This window comes from Variovorax sp. P2_H12, from assembly GCF_056403395.1.
In genome coordinates this window covers 60,168-75,451 of the sequence record NZ_JBFUFO010000029.1, presented here as the reverse complement: position 1 = coordinate 75,451, position 15,284 = coordinate 60,168, and the positions used below count along the sequence as shown (strand labels likewise).

Below are 15,284 nucleotides of genomic sequence, written 5' to 3'. Positions count from 1 at the left end.
GGTATCGTGCCTGCCTGTCATGCCAGAGCTGGAGTGCGAAGCCATGTTGAAACTGAAGGATCCGAGCCTGCTGCGCCAGCAGGTTTTCATCGCGGGCGAATGGGTCGATGCGGACGACCACCAGACCATTCCCGTGAGCAACCCCGCCAACGGCCAGGACATCGGCAGCGTGCCGATGTGCGGCACCGCCGAGACCGTGCGCGCCATCGCCGCCGCCGAAGTCGCGCAGCGCGCCTGGGCCAGGCGCCCGGCCAAGGAGCGCTCGGCCATCCTGCGCAAGCTCAACGACCTGATGCTCGCCAACCAGGACGACCTGGCGCTGATCATGACCACCGAGCAGGGCAAGCCGCTGGCCGAGAGCAAGGGCGAGATCGCCTACGCGGCGTCGTTCATCGAATGGTTCGCCGAGGAGGCGCGCCGGGTGTACGGCGACACCATCCCGGCGCCGCAGTCCGACCGCCGCATCCTGGCGCTCAAGCAGCCGGTCGGGGTCACGGCGGCGATCACGCCCTGGAACTTCCCGACCGCGATGCTGACGCGCAAGGCCGGCCCGGCACTGGCCGCCGGCTGCGCGATGGTGGTCAAGCCGGCGACCCAGACGCCGTTCTCGGCGCTGGCCTTCGCCGAGCTGGCCGACCGCGCGGGCGTGCCCAAGGGGCTGTTGTCGGTGCTGACCGGCTCGGCCTCGAAGATCGGCGGCGAGATGACGCGCAGCCCGATCGTGCGCAAGCTCACGTTCACCGGCTCGACCGAGGTCGGCCGCACGCTGATGAAGCAGTCGGCCGACACGATCAAGAAGCTCTCGCTGGAGCTCGGCGGCAATGCGCCCTTCATCGTCTTCGACGATGCCGACGTCGACGCGGCGGTCGAGGGCGCGATGGTCTCCAAGTACCGCAACACCGGCCAGACCTGCGTCTGCGCCAACCGCATCTACGTGCAGCGCGGCGTGCTGGAGACCTTCACGCGCAAGCTGGTGACAAAGGTGAACGCACTCAAGGTCGGCGACGGCACCGAGCCGGGCGTCACGCAGGGGCCGCTGATCGACGACAAGGCGGTGGCCAAGATCGAGGAGCACGTGGCCGACGCGCTCGCCAAGGGCGGCCAGGTGCTGGCCGGCGGCAAGCGCCATGCGCTGGGCGGCCGCTTCTACCAGCCGACCGTGATCGGCGGCGCCACCGCCGACATGTTGGTGGCGCGCGAGGAGACCTTCGGGCCGCTGGCGCCGGTCTTCGCCTTCGACACCGAGGACGAGGCGATCGCGCTGGCCAACGCCACCGAATTCGGGCTCGCCTCCTACTTCTACAGCCGCGACATCGGCCGCATCATGCGCGTCGCCGAGGCGCTCGAATGCGGCATCGTCGGCGTCAACACCGGCCTGATCTCGACCGCCGAGGCGCCCTTCGGCGGGGTCAAGCAATCGGGCCTGGGCCGCGAGGGCTCGAAGTACGGCCTCGACGACTTCCTCGAGATCAAGTACGTCTGCCTGGCGGGGCTCGACAAGTAGATGGACCGCGGCTCGAATGACTGAAGGCATCGCGCTCGAGCTCGCCGGCGAACTGCTGCGCTCGGCCCGGCGCATCGTGGTTTTCTCGGGGGCCGGCCTGTCCAAGGCCTCCGGCATTCCGACCTACCGCGATGCCGACGGCCTCTGGATGAACCAGGAGGCGGTGCGCTTCTCCCATGCGGAGGATCTGGAGCGGGACCCCGCGGGCTTCACCCGCTTCTGGGCCCAGCGCCTTCTTGCGGTCGAGGAGGCACGGCCCAATCCCGGGCATCTCGCGCTGGCGCACCTGCAGCGGCTGCGGCCCTCGACCCGGCTCGTGACCCAGAACGTGGACGGCCTCCTGACCCGCGCAGGCGCCGCCGACGTGCTCGAGCTGCACGGCTCGCTTCGGCGCTGGCGCTGCGACCACTGCGGCAACCGTCGCGGCCCCTGGCTTTTCCACCGCTGCATCCGCTGCGGCCGGCGCGCGCGTCCGGACGTGGTGATGTTCGGCGAGATGCTGAACAAGGGGGTGCTGCTCGACGCCCAGCTCGCCGCGCAGGAATCGGACGTCTTCCTGCTGGTCGGCAGCACGGCGGTGGTCTACCCCGCCGCGGATCTTCCGCAGCAGGCGCTGGTGAACGGCGGCCAGCTCATCACGCTCAACGCCGAGCCGCTGGCGCTCGACCATTCGGCGACCGCGGTGCTGCACGGCAAGGCGGAAGAATTGCTGCCGCTGCTGGTCGAGGGGGTCGGGCGCCTTCCCGGCCCGGCCTGAGGGTGTGTCGATGTTGTTGCGGCCGGCGCGGGTATCTCGCGCCGGCTTGTGGCGACTGCCCGGCCCGCGCAGAATGCACACATGAAAACTGTGGCGGAAATTCTCATGTCCAAGGGCGATGCGACCGTGTATTCGATCGCGCCTTCGGCATCTGTGTTCGAAGCGGTCGCGTTGATGGCGGAGAAGAACGTCGGTGCGCTTCTCGTGATGGAGGGCGAACGGATCGTCGGCATGGTGACCGAGCGCGACTACGCGCGCAAGGTCGTGCTGCTGGCCCGTTCGTCCAGGGACACGCCGTTGCGCGATGTCATGACGCCGGCCGTGATCTACGTGCGGCCGGACCAGACCACGGAGGACTGCATGGCGCTGATGACCCAGAGCCGCATCCGCCACCTGCCGGTCATCGACAACGGCAAGCTGGTCGGACTGATCTCGATCGGGGATCTGGTCAAGAGCATCATTTCAGAGCAGACCTTCATCATCGAGCAGCTGCAGCACTACATCTCCGGCGATCGTCGCTGAACCTGCGCCGGGGCCACGGCCGGCCTCCGCGTGGCCGAGCCTCAAAGCAGCTTCGAACGCCTGGCCTGTTCGGTCAGTTCGGCGCGGAAGTCCGGATGGGCGATCGCGATCAGTTCCTGCGCCCGCTGCTTCGCCGACTTGCCGCGCAGCTGGGCGACGCCGTATTCCGTGACGACGTAGTTGATGTCGTTCTTGCTCGTGCTGACATGCGTGCCGGGCGAGAGCGAGGGGACGATCCGCGAGAGGGTGTCGCCCTTGGCGGTCGAGGGCAGCACGATGAAGGCCTTGCCGCCGCGCGAACGGTTGGCGGCGCGAACGAAGTCGGACTGGCCGCCGGTGCCGGAGAAGGGCGCATGGCCCAGGCTTTCCGAGCCGCACTGCCCCAGCAGGTCGATCTGCAGCGTGGCGTTGATGGCGATCAGCTTGTCGTTGCGGCCCGCCTGCGACGGGTCGTTGGTGAAGTCGACCGGGTGGATCTCCACCCCCGGATTGCGGTCCATGAAACGGTACAGCTTGTTCGAGCCGAGCGCGAAGGTGGCCACCGTCTTGCCGGGCAGGTAGTTCTTGCGGCGGTTGGTGACGGCGCCCGATTCGATCAGCTTCAGGATGCCGTCGCCGAGCATCTCGGTGTGGATGCCGAGGTCGCGCTTGCCCGTGAGTTGCATGACCACGGCGTCGGGGATGCCGCCGTAGCCGATCTGCAACGTCGAGCCGTCGTCGATCAGGTCGGCGACATGCTTGCCGATGGCTTGCTGCACGGGGCCGATCTTCGGCAGTCCGACCTCGAGCACGGGGTCGCTGCTTTCGACCAGCGCCGTGACCTGCGAGATGTGGACGTGGCAGTTGCCGTACGCGAAGGGCACGTTGGGATTCACCTCGAGCACCACCGCGCGTGCCCGGGCGACGGCCGCCATGGTGTAGTCGGCCCCCAGGCTGAGCGCGAAGTAGCCATGGGCGTCCATCGGCGAGGCCATGCTGAAGACCACGTCGGCGGGAATCTGCCCGCGCTCGATCTGCGCCGGGATCTCCGAGAAGTAGTTCGGAATGAAGTCGATCCAGCCTTCCTGCCCGCCCGCGCGGGTCGCGCCGCCGAAGAACAGGGCGACGTGGCGGACGTGCTGCGTGGTTGCAGGGTCAATGTAGGCGTACTTGCGCATCGCGAGGATCTGCGCCACCTTGACGTCCTGGAAGTCGAGCCGCTGCTCGGACAGGGCGGTGAGCAGCGCGGGCGGCTCGCCGACCCCGGTGGGGACGATGATCAGGTCGCCGTCGCGCACGTGGCGGATCGCCTCGGCGGCGGGCGCCAGTTTCTGCTGGTACAGGTCATGGATGGTCATATCGGTGCTCCTGCTGGCAGCTTGCCATCTTTGCCCTCTTATTGGTAGCTGCGCGCGTCTTCGATCACCTTGCCGTCGTTCGGCAGGCTGCCGGGCGCCACGAGCTCGACGGTGCCGCGCAGCTTGGTGACGTCGCGGATCACCTCGGCGATGCGCCCGGCCAAGCCTTCGGGGGCCGCGGGGCACTCCACCTTCAGCGTCATGCGGTCGTCGGCCATCTCGCCCTCGACCACCAGCCGCGCCCGCTGCACTTCGGGAAAGCGTCGCGCGATCTCGGCCACCTGGCCGGGATGAACGAACATGCCGCGCACCTTGGTGGTCTGGTCGGCCCGACCGAGCCAGCCCTTGATGCGTGCGTTGGTGCGGCCCGTGGGGCAGTGCCCGGGCAGCACGGCGGAAAGATCGCCGGTGCCGAAGCGGATCAGCGGGTAGTCGGGATTCAGGGAGGTGACGACGATTTCGCCGACCTCTCCTTGCGGCACCGGATCGCCGGTGCCCGGCCGCACGATCTCGACGACCACGCCTTCGTCGAGCACCAGGCCTTCCCGGGCGCTGGTCTCGTAGGCGATGAGGCCCAGGTCGGCGCTTGCGTAGCACTGCATGCCGGCCACGCCCCGCTCGGCGATCCAGTCGCGCAGGCTTGGCGGGAAGGCTTCGCCCGACACCAGCGCCTTGGTGAGCGAGGGCAGGGCGAGGTTCTTCTCGGCCGCTTTCTCGATCAGGATCTTCAGAAAGCTCGGCGTGCCGATGTAGCCCGCGGGCCGCAGTTCGGCGATCGCCTCCACCTGCTGCTCGGTCTGCCCGGTGCCGCCCGCGAACACGGTGCAGCCGAGCGCGTGCGCGCCGCTTTCCATGATCGAGCCGGCGGGGGTCATGTGGTAGCTGAAGCTGTTGTGCACCAGCTCGCCGCCGCGGAAGCCCGCCGCGTACAGCGCGCGCGCGGTACGCCAGTAGTCTCTCGCCTCGCCCTCGGGTTCGTAGATCGTGCCGGGGCTCGCGAACACGCGCGTCATGCGCGACCCGAAGCGGATCGCCGAGAAGCCGCCGAAGGGGTCGCTCGCGCGGCGCTCCTTCTGCAGTGCCAGCAGTTCGGACTTGCGCGTCACCGGCAGCTTCGCCAGCGCGGCACGGCTCGTGACCTCGGCCGGCTTCACGCCGTCGAGGATCTTCGCGAAGGCCGCGGTCGCCGTCTGTGCCTGCAGGATCTGCTTGGGCAGCGACGAGAGCAGGTCGCGCTCGCGCTCGTCGGGGTCGCGCGCTTCGAGCGCGTCGTAGTAGTCGGTCATCGCCGTTGGCTCCCATCCAACAAGTCACTGCCCCATTCGTGGCGAGCCACATTCATGCCAGCCACCGCTTTCTGCGCTTGTAGCTCTTCACGTCGCGGAAGCTCTTGCGGTCCGCGCCGCCGACGCCGAGATAGAACTCCTTGACGTCCTCGTTCTCGCGCAGGCTCTTCGCCTCGCCGTCCATCACGATGCGGCCGTTCTCCAGGATGTAGCCGTAGTCGGCATAGCGCAGCGCCATGTTGGTGTTCTGCTCGGCCAGCAGGAAGGTCACGCCTTCCTTCTCGTTCAGGTCCTTCACGATGCCGAACACCTCGTCGACGATCTGCGGCGCCAGCCCCATCGAGGGTTCGTCGAGCAGCACCATGTTCGGGTTCGCCATCAGCGCGCGGCCGATGGCGCACATCTGCTGCTCGCCGCCCGAGGTGTAGGCCGCCTGCGAGGTGCGCCGCGTCTTCAGGCGCGGAAAGTAGGCGTAGACCTTTTCCAGCGTCTGCGCGATCGCGGCCTTGCCGTCGCTGCGCGTGTAGGCGCCGGTCATCAGGTTGTCCTCGATCGTCAGGTGGGCGAAGCAGTGGCGCCCCTCCATCACCTGGACCAGGCCGCGCTTCACCAGCTCCGCGGGCGAGAGCGCCTCGATGCGCTCGCCGCGCAGCTGGATCGTGCCCTTGGTCACCGCACCGCGTTCGCCCGCCAGCAGATTCGATACGGCGCGCAGCGTGGTCGTCTTGCCGGCGCCGTTGCCGCCCAGCAGCGCGACGATGCCGCCCTCGGGCACCGTGAGCGAGACGCCCTTGAGCACCAGGATCACATGGTTGTAGATGACCTCGATGCCATTGACGTCCAGCAGCGGCGGCGCTGCGGAAGGGGTGGATGCGGTGACGCTGGTCATGGATGACGTTGTCCGGAGATCATGAAGGCTTGAGGACGGCAAGCGAAGCGATGCCCGTTCGGGGAACACCGCGGAACCGGCTTTGCCGGGCCGCTGGTGTTGCCCCCTCGAGGGGGGAGGCTGCTACACGAAGTGAGCAAGCAACGGGGGTGGTCATGAACAGGAACGCGGCTTGATGTTTTTGTCTTTGGCGTACTTGGCCGAGTACTCCGCCACCAGCGGGTCGAGGTTGGCCTTGCGTGCCTGGTACCAGTCGGGCTGCACCATCCACTTCGATCCGTCCCATTGCGCGACGCGGGCCCAGTCGGTGCCCATGTGGTTGCTGCAGGAGGTCTTGACCGGCCGCATGATCTCGCCGAAGCCAAGCGCCTTGAGCTTGTCGGCCGTCAGGTCGAGGTTCTCGTAGCCCCAGCGCACCTGCTCGGACGTCAGCGCCTTGCCCTTGCCGAACTTCTCCTGCGCGGCGCGGATCGCCTCGACCTGCAGCATCGCGATCATCATGCCCCGGGTGTGCGCCATCACGCCGATCTCGCTGGTGCTCGGCGCCGAGCCCTGGCCCTTGTCGTAGACGAACTTCTTCAGGTCGTCGTGCACCTTGTCGCGCGACGCGCTGTTGTGGATCGTCACCGTGTTGTAGCCCTTGGCGCCCGCGCCGATGTCCTTCACGTCGTGGTCGGAGCCGGCCCACCAGACCGAGTACATCTTCTCGCGCGGAAAGCCGCTGGCCTGTGCCTCGCGGATGCCGGCGGGCGTCATCACGCCCGCGCTCCAGAACAGCACGTAGTCGGGGCGCTGCTGGCGGATCTGCAGCCAGGTCGACTTCTGCTCGACGCCGGGCGGCGTGACCGGGAACAGCGACAGCTCGAAACCGTCCTGCGCCGCCAGCTTCTGCAGCAGCAGGATCGGCTCCTTGCCGTACGGCGAGTCGTGATAGACCAGCGCGATCTTCTTGCCCTTGAGGCTGCCCTTCTCCTTCTTGGCGATGTCCTGCAGGATCACGTCGGTGGCGGTCCAGTAGGTGCCCAGGAGCGGGAAGTTCCATTCGAACACCGTGCCGTCGACCGACTGCGAGAGCCCGTAGCCCATGGTCTCGATCGAGACCTTGTCGTTGAAGGCCTTGTCGGTGACCGCGAAGGTGATGCCGGTCGATTGGGGGTCGAAGCCCGAGGCGCCGGTGCCCTTGGCCTTCAGCCGGTCGTAGCACTCGACGCCCTTGGCGGCGTCGTAGGCGGTCTCGCATTCCTCGTACGCCAGCTTGACGCCGTTGACGCCGCCGTCGCGCGCATTCACCAGCTTCAGGTAGTCCTGCTTGCCGTCGGCCCAGGGGATGCCCAGCGGCGCGAACTGGCCGGTGCGGTAGACCAAGAGCGGAATGAACTGCTCGCCCGCCGCCTGGGCCTGGGCGGGCGTCGGCAGCATCGCGGACGACAGCCCGGCAGCCGCGATGGCCGCCGCGAGGGCAATGGACTGGAACTTCATGCGTTGTCTCCTGTTGTTGAATGGACGGGGTGCGGAATCGATGCGGTCAATGGGGGAAGGGCCACAGGCGCAGCTTCTGCCGTGCGGTGGACCACAGCTGCGCCAGGCCATGCGGCTCGACGATCAGGAAGAAGACGATCAGCGCGCCGAAGATCATGTGTTCGAGAAAGGAGGCGGTACCGGTCGAGATCGACAGGCCGAGCCAGTGCGGCACCAGGTTCAGGAACAGCGGCAGCAGCACGATGAAGGCGGCGCCGAACACCGCGCCGACGATCGATCCGAGCCCGCCGATGATCACCATGAACAGCAGCTGGAAGGACTTGTCGATGCCGAAGGCCGCCGGCTCCCAGGACCCCAGGTGCACGAATCCCCACAGCGCGCCGGCCACGCCGACGATGAAGGAACTCACCGCGAAGGCGCTGAGCTTGGCGTAGACCGGGCGGATGCCGATCACCGCGGCCGCCACGTCCATGTCGCGCATCGCCATCCATTCGCGGCCGATGGCGCCGCGCACCAGGTTCTTGGCCGCGAGCCCGAGCAGCACCAGGAGCGAGAGGCACAGCAGGTACTTGCGCGCCGGCGTGTCGAGCGGAAGGCCGAACAGGCTCAGGGCCGAGATGCTGACGGAGCCCGAGGAGGAGCCGTTCGTGACCCAGGCCACGCGGTTGGTGAACCAGTCGACGAAGAACTGCGCCGCCAGCGTCGCCACCGCCAGATAGAGCCCGCGGATGCGCAGGCTCGGAATGCCGAACAGGATGCCGAAGACCATCGCGCAGAGCCCGCCGCCGATCAGCGACAGCAGCAGGGGCATGCCCTCGATGCGCACGTTCAGGTTGTAGGCCGCATAGGCCCCGACCGCCATGAAGGCCCCGGTGCCGAGCGAGATCTGTCCGCAGTAGCCGACCAGCACGTTGAGCCCGATGGCCGCCAGCGACAGGATCAGGAAGGGCACCAGCACGGCCCGGAACAGGTAGTCGCTGGCCAGCATCGGCACGGCGACGAAAGCCACCAGTGCAAACAGGGCGAGCGCGATGCGGTCCTGCGCGACCGGGAAGATCTGCAGGTCGCTTTGGTAGCTGGTCTTGAACTGACCGTTTTCGCGATAGAACATGTTCTTGAGCCCTAGACGCGGTCGATGATCTTGTCGCCGAACAAACCCTGCGGGCGGACCAGCAGGAAAGCCAATGCCAGCACGTAGGCGAACCAGTTCTCGATCCCGCCACCGACCATCGGCCCGATGTAGATCTCGGACAGCTTCTCGCCGACGCCGATGATGAGCCCGCCGAGGATGGCGCCCGGCACCGAGGTCAGGCCGCCGAGGATCACCACCGGAAAGGCCTTGAGCGCCACCAGCGAGATCGAATACTGCACGCCGAGCTTGGAGCCCCAGATGATCCCGGCCACCAGCGCGACCAGGCCGCCGACCGACCACACGATCACCCAGATGCGCGACAGCGGAATGCCGATCGACTGCGCGGCCTGGTGATCGTCGGCCACCGCACGCAGGGCCCGGCCGGTCTTGGTCTTCTGGAAGAACAGCGACAGCAGCACCACCAGCACCGCCGCCATGCCCGCGGCGTAGAGGTCTTCCTTGCTCAGCAGCAGGCCGCCCTGGAAGGTGTCTTCCAGCACGATCATCGGGTCCTTCGGCATGCCGACGTCGATCTTGTAGGTGCTGCTGCCGAACAGCAACTGGCCGGCGCCGTCGAGGAAGTAGCTGATGCCCAGCGTCGCCATCAGCAGCGTGATGCCTTCCTGGTTCACCAGGTGGCGCAGCACCAGCCGCTCGACCAGCCAGGCCACGACGACCATCGCCGCGGCCGCCACGCAGGCCGCCAGCAGATTGACCAGCAGCATGTTCTCGAGGCCAGTCCAGCGCGGGATCCATTCGGCGAAGCGGGCCATCGTGAGCGCCGCGAACAGCACCATCGCGCCCTGCGCGAAGTTGAAGACGCCCGAGGCCTTGAAGATCAGCACGAAGCCGATCGCCACCAGGGCGTAGAGCATGCCGGCCATCAGGCCGCCGAACAGGGTTTCAAGGAAAAAGCCCATCGTCAGTGCTCCGTGCCCAGGTACGCGCGAATCACGTCCTCGTTGTTGCGAACCTCGTCGGGCGTGCCGTCGCCGATCTTCTTGCCGTAGTCCAGCACCACCACGCGGTCCGAGATGTCCATCACCACGCCCATGTCGTGCTCGATCAGCACGATGGTGGTCCCGAACTCGTCGTTGACGTCGAGGATGAAGCGGCTCATGTCCTGCTTCTCCTCCACGTTCATGCCGGCCATCGGCTCGTCGAGCAGCAGCACCTGCGGCTCCATCGCCAGCGCGCGGCCGAGGTCGACGCGCTTCTGCAGGCCGTAGGGAAGGCGGCCCACGGGCGTCTTGCGATGCAGCTGGATCTCGAGGAAGTCGATGATGCGTTCGACGAACTCGCGCTGCGCGATCTCCTCGCGCTGAGCCGGCCCCCAGCGCAGCGCCTGGGCCAGCAGTCCGCTCTTCATCTTGAGGTTGCGCCCGGTCATGATGTTGTCGAGCACGCTCATGCCTTTGAACAGCGCCAGATTCTGGAAGGTGCGCGCCACGCCCATCTCGGCCACCTGGCGCGAGTTCATGTGCCTGAAGTGCTGGCCGCGGAAAGTGATCTGGCCCTGCTGCGGCTGGTAGACGCCGTTGATGCAGTTGAGCATCGAGCTCTTGCCGGCGCCGTTGGGCCCGATGATCGCGCGCACCTCGTGCTCGCGGACGTCGAAGCTGATGTCGGTCAGCGCCTTCACGCCGCCGAAGCTCAGGGAAATGTTCTGCACATCGAGGATGACCTCGCCGACTTTCCTGCCGTTCATGCCGCTGCCTTCATGGGGGGGAAGCGCTTGGCCTCGACGATCTTCAAGGTCGCGCTGACCGCGCCGGTGCGGCCGTCCTCGAACTTGACCTGCGTCTGGATGAACTGCTCCGTCTTGCCGGCATACAGCGCCTCGACCAGCACCGCATACTTGTCGGCGATGAAGCCGCGCCGCACCTTGCGCGTGCGCGTGAGTTCGTCGTCGTCCGGGTCGAGTTCCTTGTGCAGCACCAGGAAGCGCGCGATCTGCGTGTCGTCCATGCCTTCCTCGCTCGCCAGGTCGGCGTTGACCTGGGCGATGCACTCGGCCACCAGCGTCAGCACTTCGGGCTTGCCCGCGAGGTCGACGTAGCCGCCGTAGGCCAGTCCGCGCCGCTCGGCCCAGTTGCCCACCGCCTCGAAGTCGATGTTGATGAAGGCGCAGACTTCCTGGCGCTGGTCGCCGAAGCACACCGCTTCCTTGATCTGCGGGAAGAACTTGAGCTTGTTCTCGATGTAGTTGGGCGCGAACATCGCGCCGCCGCGCATCCGGCCCACGTCCTTGGCCCGGTCGATGATGCGCAGATGCCCTTCGGCATCGAGCACGCCGGCGTCGCCGGTGTGGAAGTAGCCGTCGGCATCGAGCACCTCGGCGGTCGCGTCGGGCCGCTTGTAGTATTCCTTCAGCACCGACACGCCGCGCACCAGCACCTCGCCGTCGTCGGCGATGCGCAGCTCGATGCCGGGCGCCGCGCTGCCCACGGTCTGCAGCTTGACCTTGCCGTCCTGCTGGAGGCAGACGTAGGCGCAGGTCTCGGTCTGGCCGTAGAACTGCTTCAGGTTGACGCCGATCGAGCGGTAGAAACGGAACAGGTCGGGGCCGATCGCCGCGCCCGCGGTGTAGGCCACGCGGATGCGGCTCATGCCCAGCACGTTGCGCAGCGGCCCGTAGACCATCAGGTTGCCGAGTCCGTACAGCACGCGGTCGCCGAAGCCGACCGGCGCGCCGTTGAGGATGTCGGCGCCCACGCGCCGCGCCAGCGCCATGAACTTCGCGTACAGCCAGCGCTTGGGCGCGGCGGCGTCCTCCATGCGGATCGACACGGCCGTCAGCAGGCCCTCGAAGGTGCGCGGCGGGCCGAAGTAGTAGCTCGGCCCGATCTCGCGCATGTCGTTCATCACGGTCTCGGCCGACTCGGGACAGTTGAGCGTGAAGCCGCCGACCAGCCACTGCGCCACCGAGAACAGGTGGTCGCCGACCCAGGCCATCGGCAGGTAGCTCATGATGTTGTCGCCGGGGCCCAGCTTGTCGGTCTCGACGCCGCCACGACCCGCCGCGATGAAGCTCGAATGGGTCTGGCACACGCCCTTGGGCCGCCCGGTGGTCCCCGAGGTGTAGAGGATCACGGCGACGTCGCCGGGCTCGCCGCTCGCCACGCTCTGCTCGAAGAAGCCCGGATGCGCCGCGTCCCAGGCCCGGCCCAGTTCGCACAGCTGCTCGTAGCCCAGGACGCCCGGCTGGTCGTAGTGGCGCAGGCCGCGCGGATCGTCGTAGATGATGTGGCGGATCGCCGGTGCGGTCTCGCGGCATTCGAGCAGCTTGTCGACCTGCTCCTGGTCCTCGGCGATCACGAACTCGATCGCTGCGTCCTGCAGCATGAAGACCATCTCGGCGGCCACCGCGTCCTGGTAGAGCGGCACCGGCACGCCGCGCAGGCATTGCGCCGCGACCACCGCGAGGTAGAGATGCGGCCGGTTGGCGCCGACGATCGCGAGGTTGTCGCCGGCCTTGAAGCCCAGGCTGGCGAGGCCGCAGGCCAGCTCGCGCACCTCGCGCGCCGCGGCCCCCCAACTCCAGGTCTGCCAGATGCCGAGATCCTTCTCGCGCACGGCGGGTGCGTCGGGCTGCTGCGCGGCATGGCTCAGCAGAAGGCGAGGAAAAGTGGTGGCGGTGGTCTGCACGATGGGCGGACTTTAGGACCAACTTTGACGCCAACTTGTCGTTTCAACGACAATCCTAGGGACAACACTCTCCGGAGTTTCCCGATGCACGTCGGCACTGACAGCGGCACTTCCTCGATCCGTGACCGGGTGCGCCCGGCCAGCGGCGGCGAGCTCGACAACATCCCCTGGATGCACCCGCTCACGCCCGCCGAGCGCCGCCGCGCCGAGGCGGCCGTGGTGGTCAGCGATGCCGAGCCGGGCGACCTCGTCTGCCGCATCGGCCGGCCGCCGACCTACTGGTTCGGCGTCGTCGCGGGCCTGCTCAAGATGAGCAACGACAACGCCGACGGCACCTCGATGACGTACAGCGGCCTGCCGCCGGGCGGCTGGTTCGGCGAGGGCACGGTGCTCAAGCGCGAGCCCTACCGCTACAACGTCCAGGCGCTGCGGCACAGCGTGGTGGCGGGTTTGCCGATCGATGATTTCCACTGGCTGCTCGACCACTCGATCGGCTTCAACCGCTTCGTGATGAACCAGCTCAACGAGCGGCTGGCCCAGTTCATCGCGGCGCGCGAGACCGATCGCCTCAACGACCCCGACGCGCGCGTGGCGCGCAATCTCGCGGCGCTGTTCAACCCGGTGCTGTTTCCCGGCGTGGGCGAGCTGCTGCGCATCACGCAGCAGGAGCTGGCCTACCTGATCGGGCTGTCGCGCCAGCGGGTCAACGAGGCCTTGCGCACGCTGCAGGCGCAGGGCGCCATCCGGGTCGAGTATGGCGGGCTGCGCGTGCTCGACCTGGCGGCGCTGCGCGCGAGCGGGACCGCAGGGATGGGCGTGCCTTAGCCCAGCCCGAGCGTGCCTGCCGGCCGGCATGGACAATCCACCCGCAACATTTCCAACCACAACAACACGCACAGATGGAAACACTTGACGAATTGCAGCGCTACAGCCAATTGCTCCTGCGGCTCTACCGCATGGCCCAGGAGCTGCCGATCGCCGACTTCCAGGATGCGGCGCTCGATCTCGTCAAGGGGGTGCTGCCTTTCGACTCCTCGCTATGGGGCACCGCGGCCCCCTCGCAGGACGGACCCGATATCCACACCGTGCACCTGCACAACAAATCGCCCGACATGCTGACGGCCTACGAGCCGGTGAAGCACCTGGACACGGCGGTCGCGGGCATGTTCGCCCAGCCGCGGGCGACGCGCGGCTTCAGCCTCGACAGCTGGTTCTGCGAGCCTGGCCAGCGCGAGATCCGCGACGTCATGCGGCGCTTCGAGATCGAGAACATGCTGGCGACCACGGTCATCGACCCGTCGACCCGATTCGCCCACTGGATCCTGCTCTATCGGGCCGACCGCGATGCCGGCTACACGCCCGAGGAGATCGCCCGGCTCGAGCTGCTGGCGCCCCACGTGATGGAGGCGCTGGCGATCAACCGCAAGATGCACCTGGAGCGCCTCAGTCCGGTGGAGCCGGGCGCAGTGGCCCGCGGCAGCGCGATCGCCGATCTGCGCGGCGTCGTCTACCACGTCGATGCGCGCTTCGCGGCGCTCGCGGGCGAGGAATGGGACGATTGGCAGGAGCGCCGGCTGCCGGCCGAGCTGTCGGCCCATTTCCAGCAGAACGGCGAGCGCTTTCGCGGCCGCGCGTTGGTGGTGGACGCGCGCATCGAACAGCAGCTGCTGTTCCTCAAGGCCCGGCCGCGCTGCCGCGCCGACGGCCTGACCGCACGCGAGTTCACCATCGCCAAGCTGATCGCCAAGGGCGATACCCACAAGGAGATCGCGCAGACGCTGACCCGTTCGCCGGCCACCGTGCGCAACCAGATCCAGGCGATCTACGAGAAGCTCGAGGTCGGCAACATCGCCGGACTGATCGAGGCGCTGCGCTTGGCGGATTAGCCCCCACGCTCCCCCACTGCGTGTGGGTCGCTGCCCCCCGAGGGGGGTCGCAGCAGGCCGCCCGTCCACGCGAAGCGCGGACTTCGCCGCGCTGGCGGCCCGGCGCCGGCCTAGAGCGGCAAGCCCGCGACGTCGACCGGCAGCGTGTCCCGCGCCAGCTTCTCGTCGATGTAGGGGCGCAGGTAGGCCGCGGTTTCCTCCACCGGGCAATGCAGCCAGTCGTCGATCCAGGCATCCCGCAGGATGGCGGTGCGGCGCTGCTCTGGATGGCCTGGCAAGCCGAAAGTCAGGAGCGCGAAGCTCTCGACGCACTCGCCGGCCGGCGAGCGCCAGCCGTTCCAGAGGCCGGCCAGCGCGAGCGGCTGGCCGTCGATGCGCGACACGCGCACGATCGAGTCGTCGCTGTCACCGGCCTGAAACACGGCATCGGCGAGGATCACGCAGCGATGGCCGCGCTTCCAGGGCTGGTAGAAATTGCGCTCGGCGAAGGCGGTCTCGCTGCGCGCCTCGTGGGTGTGGAGATCCTGGCCGTCCTTGCTGAACAGCGGGATCAGGCCCCAGCGTCCGGGGGCGATCTCGAAGCCGGCCAAGGGGTTCTTTGCCGTGCCGTCGGCGCGAGGGCGCCGCACGAACCAACCCTGCTGGCCCGGGCGGATCAGCGAGGCCTCCGGACTGCAAGCGAGACCGAAGCGCTTGGCGAAGTGGCTCGGCTCGCTTGCCGCTTGGTAGTGGGTGGGCATGACCGAGAGGGTGTGGAGGCGGGCCGATTCTAGTCAGCCGCCGATACCATTGGAAGGGCCGGGAAGGGCGCAACAGCCGCCGGCGCGCCTTAGCTCACGAAAAT

Annotated in this window: 14 protein-coding genes; 5 read left to right on the top strand and 9 right to left on the bottom strand. The window is 67.8% G+C overall.

The genetic code is table 11. The features are described from left to right. Nucleotides 1–43: 43 nt before the first annotated feature. The 3 genes from AC1DYK_RS22255 (at nt 44) to AC1DYK_RS22245 (ending at nt 2,783) form a co-directional block, all read left to right on the top strand. Nucleotides 44–1,504: an NAD-dependent succinate-semialdehyde dehydrogenase gene (locus AC1DYK_RS22255; protein WP_478168300.1), complete on the top strand. Its 1,461-nt coding sequence runs from the start codon at nt 44–46 to the stop codon at nt 1,502–1,504. A gap of 16 nt (nt 1,505–1,520) precedes the next feature. Further along, nucleotides 1,521–2,261: an SIR2 family NAD-dependent protein deacylase gene (locus AC1DYK_RS22250; protein WP_478168299.1), complete on the top strand. Its 741-nt coding sequence runs from the start codon at nt 1,521–1,523 to the stop codon at nt 2,259–2,261. Nucleotides 2,262–2,342: 81 nt separating this feature from the next. Beyond that, nucleotides 2,343–2,783 (top strand): CBS domain-containing protein, encoded by a 441-nt coding sequence (locus AC1DYK_RS22245; protein WP_478168298.1) that lies wholly within the window; start codon nt 2,343–2,345, stop codon nt 2,781–2,783. 41 nt (nt 2,784–2,824) lie between these two features. On the opposite strand, the gene AC1DYK_RS22240 is transcribed toward AC1DYK_RS22245, so the two are convergent. The 8 genes from AC1DYK_RS22240 to AC1DYK_RS22205 all read right to left on the bottom strand — a co-directional run bounded on the left by AC1DYK_RS22240 (nt 2,825) and on the right by AC1DYK_RS22205 (nt 12,554). Beyond that, a complete protein-coding gene (locus AC1DYK_RS22240; protein ID WP_478168297.1) occupies nt 2,825–4,120 on the bottom strand; it encodes an acetyl-CoA hydrolase/transferase family protein in 1,296 nt (431 codons plus the stop codon). Between the two features lie 38 nt (nt 4,121–4,158). After that, on the bottom strand, nt 4,159–5,406 hold the full coding sequence (locus AC1DYK_RS22235; protein ID WP_478168296.1) for a phenylacetate--CoA ligase family protein: 1,248 nt from the start codon (nt 5,404–5,406) through the stop codon (nt 4,159–4,161). 52 nt (nt 5,407–5,458) lie between these two features. After that, nucleotides 5,459–6,295: an ABC transporter ATP-binding protein gene (locus tag AC1DYK_RS22230; protein ID WP_478088437.1), complete on the bottom strand. Its 837-nt coding sequence runs from the start codon at nt 6,293–6,295 to the stop codon at nt 5,459–5,461. A gap of 153 nt (nt 6,296–6,448) precedes the next feature. Continuing rightward, a complete protein-coding gene (locus tag AC1DYK_RS22225; protein ID WP_478168295.1) occupies nt 6,449–7,774 on the bottom strand; it encodes an ABC transporter substrate-binding protein in 1,326 nt (441 codons plus the stop codon). Nucleotides 7,775–7,820: 46 nt separating this feature from the next. Further along, complete coding sequence (locus tag AC1DYK_RS22220) at nt 7,821–8,885, bottom strand: branched-chain amino acid ABC transporter permease (protein ID WP_478168294.1); 1,065 nt, start codon at nt 8,883–8,885, stop codon at nt 7,821–7,823. 11 nt (nt 8,886–8,896) lie between these two features. Next, the gene (locus AC1DYK_RS22215) at nt 8,897–9,826 is read right to left on the bottom strand and encodes a branched-chain amino acid ABC transporter permease (RefSeq protein ID WP_478168293.1); all 930 of its coding nucleotides are present in this window, start codon (nt 9,824–9,826) and stop codon (nt 8,897–8,899) included. Nucleotides 9,827–9,828: 2 nt separating this feature from the next. Beyond that, a complete protein-coding gene (locus AC1DYK_RS22210) occupies nt 9,829–10,614 on the bottom strand; it encodes an ABC transporter ATP-binding protein (protein ID WP_478168292.1) in 786 nt (261 codons plus the stop codon). Next, a complete protein-coding gene (locus AC1DYK_RS22205) occupies nt 10,611–12,554 on the bottom strand; it encodes an AMP-dependent synthetase/ligase (protein ID WP_478168291.1) in 1,944 nt (647 codons plus the stop codon). The genes AC1DYK_RS22210 and AC1DYK_RS22205 overlap by 4 nt, the downstream gene beginning before the upstream one ends. Before the next feature lie 84 nt (nt 12,555–12,638). Here AC1DYK_RS22205 and AC1DYK_RS22200 point away from each other — a divergent pair, with 84 nt between their 5' ends. Beyond that, nucleotides 12,639–13,379 carry a Crp/Fnr family transcriptional regulator gene (locus AC1DYK_RS22200; RefSeq protein ID WP_478168290.1) on the top strand — a complete coding sequence of 247 codons (741 nt, stop codon included), beginning with the start codon at nt 12,639–12,641 and terminating at the stop codon, nt 13,377–13,379. Nucleotides 13,380–13,453: 74 nt separating this feature from the next. Next, nucleotides 13,454–14,440: a helix-turn-helix transcriptional regulator gene (locus AC1DYK_RS22195; RefSeq protein ID WP_478168289.1), complete on the top strand. Its 987-nt coding sequence runs from the start codon at nt 13,454–13,456 to the stop codon at nt 14,438–14,440. A gap of 110 nt (nt 14,441–14,550) precedes the next feature. Here AC1DYK_RS22195 and AC1DYK_RS22190 read toward each other — a convergent pair whose 3' ends face one another. After that, entirely contained in the window at nt 14,551–15,180 is a 630-nt protein-coding gene (locus tag AC1DYK_RS22190; RefSeq protein ID WP_478168288.1) for an SOS response-associated peptidase family protein, read from the bottom strand. Nucleotides 15,181–15,284: the final 104 nt, after the last annotated feature.

Coding starts and splice junctions, on each gene's coding strand:
- AC1DYK_RS22255 (WP_478168300.1), top strand. CDS start 44: ATGTTGAAACTGAAGGATCCGAGCCTGCTGCGCCAGCAGGTTTTCATC.
- AC1DYK_RS22250 (WP_478168299.1), top strand. CDS start 1,521: ATGACTGAAGGCATCGCGCTCGAGCTCGCCGGCGAACTGCTGCGCTCG.
- AC1DYK_RS22245 (WP_478168298.1), top strand. CDS start 2,343: ATGAAAACTGTGGCGGAAATTCTCATGTCCAAGGGCGATGCGACCGTG.
- AC1DYK_RS22240 (WP_478168297.1), bottom strand. CDS start 4,120: ATGACCATCCATGACCTGTACCAGCAGAAACTGGCGCCCGCCGCCGAG.
- AC1DYK_RS22235 (WP_478168296.1), bottom strand. CDS start 5,406: ATGACCGACTACTACGACGCGCTCGAAGCGCGCGACCCCGACGAGCGC.
- AC1DYK_RS22230 (WP_478088437.1), bottom strand. CDS start 6,295: ATGACCAGCGTCACCGCATCCACCCCTTCCGCAGCGCCGCCGCTGCTG.
- AC1DYK_RS22225 (WP_478168295.1), bottom strand. CDS start 7,774: ATGAAGTTCCAGTCCATTGCCCTCGCGGCGGCCATCGCGGCTGCCGGG.
- AC1DYK_RS22220 (WP_478168294.1), bottom strand. CDS start 8,885: ATGTTCTATCGCGAAAACGGTCAGTTCAAGACCAGCTACCAAAGCGAC.
- AC1DYK_RS22215 (WP_478168293.1), bottom strand. CDS start 9,826: ATGGGCTTTTTCCTTGAAACCCTGTTCGGCGGCCTGATGGCCGGCATG.
- AC1DYK_RS22210 (WP_478168292.1), bottom strand. CDS start 10,614: ATGAACGGCAGGAAAGTCGGCGAGGTCATCCTCGATGTGCAGAACATT.
- AC1DYK_RS22200 (WP_478168290.1), top strand. CDS start 12,639: ATGCACGTCGGCACTGACAGCGGCACTTCCTCGATCCGTGACCGGGTG.
- AC1DYK_RS22195 (WP_478168289.1), top strand. CDS start 13,454: ATGGAAACACTTGACGAATTGCAGCGCTACAGCCAATTGCTCCTGCGG.
- AC1DYK_RS22190 (WP_478168288.1), bottom strand. CDS start 15,180: ATGCCCACCCACTACCAAGCGGCAAGCGAGCCGAGCCACTTCGCCAAG.